Here is a 6005-nt window from a genome sequence, read left to right on the forward strand (position 1 = left end):
CACAGATACGGCGATGCCGGATTGCCCTGAACACAAGGACGTACGAATGCCCCGCAAGATCCACCAGGCCACCAGCACCTCCCGGCCGGACCCCGATTCGGTCGAGCATTTTCCCGTCCTGATCGCCGGTGCCGGACCGGTCGGATTGACCCTGGCACTAGAGCTGGAACATCACGGAGTTCGGGCACTGCTGATCGAGCGCAACCCGACTACCACCCGGCACCCGAAGATGGACATCACCAACGGACGCAGCATGGAGCTCTACCGGCGTCTCGGCGTCGCAGCGGACCTGCGGAAAATGGCGATCCCTCCGGAGAACCCCACGGTCGTGAGCTGGGTGACCGAGCTCGGCGGCCGAGAGCTGGCACGGTTCGCCTACCCCAGCGTCAACGCGCGGCAAGCCGAAATCAGGTCGTGCACCGACGGCACGATGCCCTTGGAACCGCCGATGCGGGTCTCGCAGGTCGTTCTCGAGCCCACTCTCAAGGAGTTGCTCGACACGCGTGCCGAGCATGTACAGGTGCGCTTCGGGTGGACTTTGGAGTCGTTCACCCAGGATGAGACCGGCGTCCGGGCGCAGCTGCGATGCACGCGCACCGGTGGGCAACGCACAATTCACGCCAACTACCTCGCCGGATGCGACGGCGCGAGCAGTGCCGTTCGCCAAGAGCTGGGCATCGCGTTGGATTCGGCCGACCTTCGACGAGAAATCGTGCGGGAGGTCGGTATTCGCCGCGTAGCGCGGTCGGTGGTGAAGTCCTACGTCACCCGCGGCGAAAAGCTGGTCGACGGACGCTTCTACATGGTCCACTTCACCACCACCGACCAGGCGTTGTTCGAACGCTTCGGACCGGCGTGGCACATACAGTCCCCCGACGGGTGGACGGTGATCTCCCAGAATGACGACGACTGCATGACCATGCACGCGCCGTTGACCGTCGGAGAGAACGCCGATAAGATCGATCCTCGCGAATTTCTCTACCAGCGCCTCGGCCGGCGGTTCGACTGCCAGATCCTGCTCGCCAACGCCTGGACTCCCCGATCGGCCGTGGCACGAAGCTACGGACGTGGGCGCGTCTGGCTGGCCGGCGACGCGGTTCACCAGGTCCCCCCGACCGGGGGCTATGGCATGAACACCGGCGTCGGTGACGCCGTCGGGCTCGGCTGGGCCCTGTCCGCCCTCATAAACGGTTGGGGCGGAACGGGTTTGCTGCGGGCCTACGAAACCGAACACCGCGCCGTCGCACTGCGCAATCGCACCGCAGCCCTGCGCCACAGCGCGGTCCGGGCGGCGATCAAGACCGCCTTTCCCACCACTGTCCACAGCGACCGCTGGTACGGCGAACGCAGCCGCAGCGCCTTCGGACGCGAGATCGCCGACCTGGGCAATCTGGAGAACGAAGCGCTGGGCATCGAAATGGGGTACCGCTACAGCGACTCCCCCATCGTGTGGCCGGACAGCGGTGCGGAACCGCCCCTGCGCGTCGAGTCGTACACACCGACCACCTGGCCCGGCTCACGGCCGCCGAGCGTTTACCTCGACGACGGGCGTGCCCTGTTCGACCTGCTCGGCCCGGAATTCACCCTGTTGCGCTTCACTGACACCGACGTCACCGCACTCACCGATGCCGCCCAGCAACAAGGCGTGCCCCTTACCGTCGTCGACGTCCGTGACGTGACCGCCCGGCGGCGATACGAACGCGATCTGGTACTGATTCGCCCCGACCACCATGTGGCCTGGCGAGGTAACAGCGTGCCCGAAGCTCCTGCCCGGCTGATCGACCGCATATGCGGGCTCGCCACCGTCACCGACTGATCCCCGCCTTCGGCCTGCCGGCCCGGCGCCTCGAGGACGTACGTATGCGTCCCACGGCCCGCGCGGCGAGCCGGTCGAAACTCTCGCCAGAAGGAGCCGGATGCGGCGACCATTCTCCAGAGCCGCTGTCTGGCAACACTTCACGGCGGCATTGGTACTTATCGGAGCCGGCGCGACCGGATCCCTCGACATCTACCGCGAATACGCGCTCTACCACCGGCTACACGGCGAGGCCGAGTGGGATTGGACCATCCCGGACCAGTGGTACGACCAGCAACTGTGACGTCAGCCGGCGGGCTCGCCGCCATCAGCAACCAACCGCCCCTCAAAGGAGAGCTTCAACATGATCAAGTCCGCCAGCACGCCCTATCTCCCCGAGGGGCCTCCCTCCTCGCGGGCCACGACTGCCGGAAAGGTGCAGCGATGACAGTGACGGCGATCGTATTCCAGTCCCTTCTCGGCGTGCTCTACACCGCCACCGCGAGCTTCAAGCTGGCGCGGCACCCGCACATGGTCGAGGACTTCCAGCAGATGCGGCTTCCCTACTCGACGGCCTACCTGTCCGCGGCCGCCGAAATCGTCTGCGGTCCAGCTCTTTTCGTGGGGATCTGGGTGCGGTGGCTGGTCACGCCCGCTGCGGCGGTCCTCACCCTGGTCATGCTCGGCGCAGCCATCATCAGCTATCCCCGCCGCGAACTGTGGAAGGCGATCGGGGTGTCGGTGCTGGTGGGGCTCTGCGCAGCATTGGCCCTGTACGGATACTCCGACCTGTCGGATGCGGTGACCTCGTGAACCTGGACCTACCCACACCACCGGCCGCCCGTTCCGGTCAGGACCGCCTGCACTATGACGTGATCATCGTCGGATGCGGCCCGACCGGTGCGACGCTGGCCAATCTGCTGCGGGTCAAAGGGCACCGTATCGCTGTCTTCGACCGTCAGCAGACGGTGTTCGATGCGCCACGCGCGATGCTCCTCGACGATGAGAGCGACCGCATCATCCGCGATCTCGGCGTCCGCGACGCGATGGTGCCGCAGGACATAGCGCTTTTCGAAAACCATCGCATCGCCGACAAGCAGCACAAACCGCTACTGAATGTGCATCTGCAGGATGTCGGCGTTTCCCTCGGATGGATGTTCCACCAACCGACCCTCGAGACCCTGTTGCGCGAGCAGTTCATCGACGATCCCGCGGTGCACACCTACTTCGGCTACGACGTCGACCACGTGGTCACCGGCCCCGAGACCGCACAAGTAGCCGCCACCGACACCACTACCGGGCAGTCGGCCGAATTCAGCGCGCGCTACATCATCGGTTGCGACGGAGCGGCCAGCACGGTCCGGCGTGCAATGGGAGTGGCGCGCACCGACTTCGGGTTCTCCCAGTCCTGGGTCGTCGTAGACGCCCGCGCCCGCGACACGGACTACTTCCACTCTGTGCCCAGCGGATCGGAATTCATGTGCCGTCCCGACGGCGCGGCGATCTTCGCGAAAGGATGTCGACAGCATCTGCGATTCGACTTCCAGGTCACGCCGGTTCCGGGGAAGACCGACTGGACCGCGGATGCGCGCGAACACATTGCCGAATATCTCGAGCTGTCCAAGATCGACATCGTGAGGGTGTCGCCGTACACCTGGTACGCGAGCATGCCGCAACGCTGGCGGCAGGACAGACTGCTCCTCGCCGGAGACGCCGCGCATCAGACCCCGCCGTTCGCCGGCCAAGGGCTCAATATGGGTCTGCGCGATGCCGTGAACCTCGCGTTCAAGCTCGATCTCGTATTGCACGGCCGCGCTCCCGAGAAGCTACTCGACACCTATGAGCAGGAGCGCTGGAAGAACTGCGCGACGGTGATCAAGGCTTCGGTGGCAACCGGAAAACTCATCACCTCGAACCGCCCGATCAATGTGGCGCTGCGGTCCATGGTGATGTTCGCCGGGCGGCACAGCAAATACGTCGTCCGCGCCCGCGCCCGTATGGAAGTGCGCAAGAAGCCGTATCGGCAGGGTTTGATCGGCGGCAGGCACAAAACCTCTGGGTCACTGATGATTTCACCCGATGTGCGCACCCCTGATGGTGTGAGCACCCTCGATCACGTCGCCGGCAACGACTTCCTGCTGCTGGCGACATCACCGCCGCGGGGACCGGCCGTCGACGCGTTCAGCGATCGTCTTTCGGGCCGAATCCGGGTCATCGGACGCGACGTCGATTCCCCCGAAGGAGTACTGCAGCGCTGGTTCGCCAAGAGCCGGGCGTCAGCGGTGCTGATACGCCCGGACCACTACATCTTCGACGCCGGCAATAACCCCGATGATCTGTGTGCGCGCCTGCTGTCCGCGATCGACAGCCACCACAGCACCACCCACGGCGACCTGCGCGCCACCGCGCGGTAGCGGAACCGGGCGGGACCGAATCCGGTGGAGCCGCCGTTGCGGCACGCTCATTCCCGCCCGGGCAGGGGCATCAATTTTCCGGCAACGGCGGCAGCTCCGCGGTAGCGATCCGGCGTGCCTGCTCCGGATCTACTCCGAGCGCACGCAATTGCAGTTCGGCTGCGGAGGATCCGGCTTCGCGCCAGCCCTGATGGCCTTCCAGAACCATCCAGATGGCGCTGACCGCCACGCCGATCATCAGCGAGGCGACCGACACGTCGGGCACCCCCTCCAGGACATACCGGTGAGCGGCCTTCCCTGCGGCGACGTCCTTCATCGGCGGGCCGGACAGGATGCCGCGCAGCGCCTCGTCGGTGAGACCGAAGCGCACGATGAACTTGCCCATCGACGGATTCTCGTGGGCCATCCGCACGAACATGCGCAGCGCGACGGCCAAGCGGGCGGCCGGATCGTCGTCGCCGTGATTGTCCAGGGCCACGGCGATTCGCAGGTGCAGCTCGGTGGTCAGCTCCTGCACGACATCCTCGTAGAGCCGTTCTATGGACTCGATATTGCGATACAGCGTGCCCCGCGCCACCTGCGCCTCGGCCGCCAGCTCGCTCATCGTGAGATCCAGCGTGCCCTTCTCGCCAAGCAGCTTGATCGCCGCCGCGACGACACGTTTATCTGTTGATCTCATACGTGGTTCCTCACCGATGTCCTGACGCTAGCCCCAATCGACAGTAGTCGATCATGTCCTAAATTGACCACAGTTGTTCAACCTGAGACAGAAATCACTGAGCCGTCAGAGTCACGTGCAGGAGAGTTCCGTTTCGGGCGAAACGACACGGCCGGTCAACACGGACGACACGCTGAATCGCGAACTGATCAGGGTTGTCCAATGTCATACAGTTCTGTCGAAATCCACCCGCTAACGTCGAGGAGCACACTCATGGCCGCCGCCCGACCCGACGCTCCCGGTGCCCACACGCTGGGGCGGCGACGGTTTCTGTCAGCGGCGGCCGCGGCGGCGACCGGCGGATGGCTTGCGGCCCGTGCGGCGGTGAGCGAGGCGGATCCGCTTGTCGCACAGCCGGATCCGGTAGTGGACGTGATCGCTCCGCCGTCGCCGAGGGTGGAGCCGTTCGTCGACGATCTGCCGATTCCCTCGATCGTCCGGGGTGACCGGACCCTGGCTGTGGGCACCAGCAGCCACCGCTTCCACCGCGATCTCGGTGTCGCGCCGACGTGGTCCTACGGCGGCGCCCCCTACCTCGGACCGACCATCGAAGCGCACGTCGACCAGCCGATCGAGCTGACCTTCACCAACTCCCTGGGCAGCCACTTGTTCGCAGGCGACGTCGACACCAAACTCGACGGCACCACCGACCAGGACCGCACTGCCCCGCGCGTCGCCGTGCACCTGCACGGCGCGGTCACCCCACCGGACATGGACGGTCACCCCGAAGACACCTTCCGCCCCGGCGAGTCCAAGGTCTACCGCCACCATCACCGGCAGGACGCCGCCAACCTCTGGTACCACGACCACGCGATGGGCATCACCCGCCTCAATGTCGTCGCCGGACTGGCCGGCATGTACTTCCTGCGCGACGGGTACGACACCGGCACCGCGGCCAACACACTCGGACTCCCGAGCGGCGACTTCGAAATGCCGCTGGTCATCACCGACCGCCGCTTCAACGACGACGGCTCACTGCGCTTCCACACCGTGCGCTGGATTCAGGACGGCCGCTGGGAAGGCGGCATGCTCGGCGACCTGATCACCGTCAACGGCACGGTCCACCCCCGCGCGAACG

The 6005-nt window shown here is 65.8% G+C and carries 6 protein-coding genes; 5 read left to right on the plus strand and 1 reads right to left on the minus strand.

Annotation, left to right across the window (positions count from 1 at the left end):
- Positions 1–46 precede the first annotated feature (46 nt).
- The 4 genes from JWN03_RS01340 to JWN03_RS01355 all read left to right on the plus strand — a co-directional run bounded on the left by JWN03_RS01340 (position 47) and on the right by JWN03_RS01355 (position 4209).
- Positions 47–1816, plus strand: coding sequence for an FAD-dependent monooxygenase (locus JWN03_RS01340; RefSeq protein ID WP_297608396.1), 1770 nt, complete (start codon positions 47–49; stop codon positions 1814–1816).
- Between the two features lie 100 nt (positions 1817–1916).
- A complete protein-coding gene (locus tag JWN03_RS01345) occupies positions 1917–2099 on the plus strand; it encodes a hypothetical protein (protein WP_297608400.1) in 183 nt (60 codons plus the stop codon).
- A gap of 140 nt (positions 2100–2239) precedes the next feature.
- Complete coding sequence (locus tag JWN03_RS01350; RefSeq protein WP_297608403.1) at positions 2240–2608, plus strand: DoxX family protein; 369 nt, start codon at positions 2240–2242, stop codon at positions 2606–2608.
- Positions 2605–4209 carry a bifunctional 3-(3-hydroxy-phenyl)propionate/3-hydroxycinnamic acid hydroxylase gene (locus JWN03_RS01355; RefSeq protein ID WP_297608406.1) on the plus strand — a complete coding sequence of 535 codons (1605 nt, stop codon included), beginning with the start codon at positions 2605–2607 and terminating at the stop codon, positions 4207–4209. The genes JWN03_RS01350 and JWN03_RS01355 overlap by 4 nt, the downstream gene beginning before the upstream one ends.
- A gap of 70 nt (positions 4210–4279) precedes the next feature.
- Here the strand turns inward: JWN03_RS01355 and JWN03_RS01360 are convergent, their stop codons facing one another.
- A complete protein-coding gene (locus tag JWN03_RS01360) occupies positions 4280–4888 on the minus strand; it encodes a TetR/AcrR family transcriptional regulator (RefSeq protein WP_297608409.1) in 609 nt (202 codons plus the stop codon).
- A gap of 252 nt (positions 4889–5140) precedes the next feature.
- Between JWN03_RS01360 and JWN03_RS01365 the strand changes: the two genes are divergently transcribed.
- On the plus strand, positions 5141–6005 hold an 865-nt coding region (locus JWN03_RS01365; protein ID WP_297608412.1), incomplete at its 3' end, for a multicopper oxidase domain-containing protein.

This window comes from Nocardia sp. (assembly GCF_025465275.1).
Taxonomy (GTDB): domain Bacteria; phylum Actinomycetota; class Actinomycetes; order Mycobacteriales; family Mycobacteriaceae; genus Nocardia.

Excerpts from the sequence above, each read along its gene's own strand:
- JWN03_RS01340 (WP_297608396.1), top strand. The coding sequence starts at position 47 with ATGCCCCGCAAGATCCACCAGGCCACCAGCACCTCCCGGCCGGACCCC.
- JWN03_RS01345 (WP_297608400.1), top strand. The coding sequence starts at position 1,917 with ATGCGGCGACCATTCTCCAGAGCCGCTGTCTGGCAACACTTCACGGCG.
- JWN03_RS01350 (WP_297608403.1), top strand. The coding sequence starts at position 2,240 with ATGACAGTGACGGCGATCGTATTCCAGTCCCTTCTCGGCGTGCTCTAC.
- JWN03_RS01360 (WP_297608409.1), bottom strand. The coding sequence starts at position 4,888 with ATGAGATCAACAGATAAACGTGTCGTCGCGGCGGCGATCAAGCTGCTT.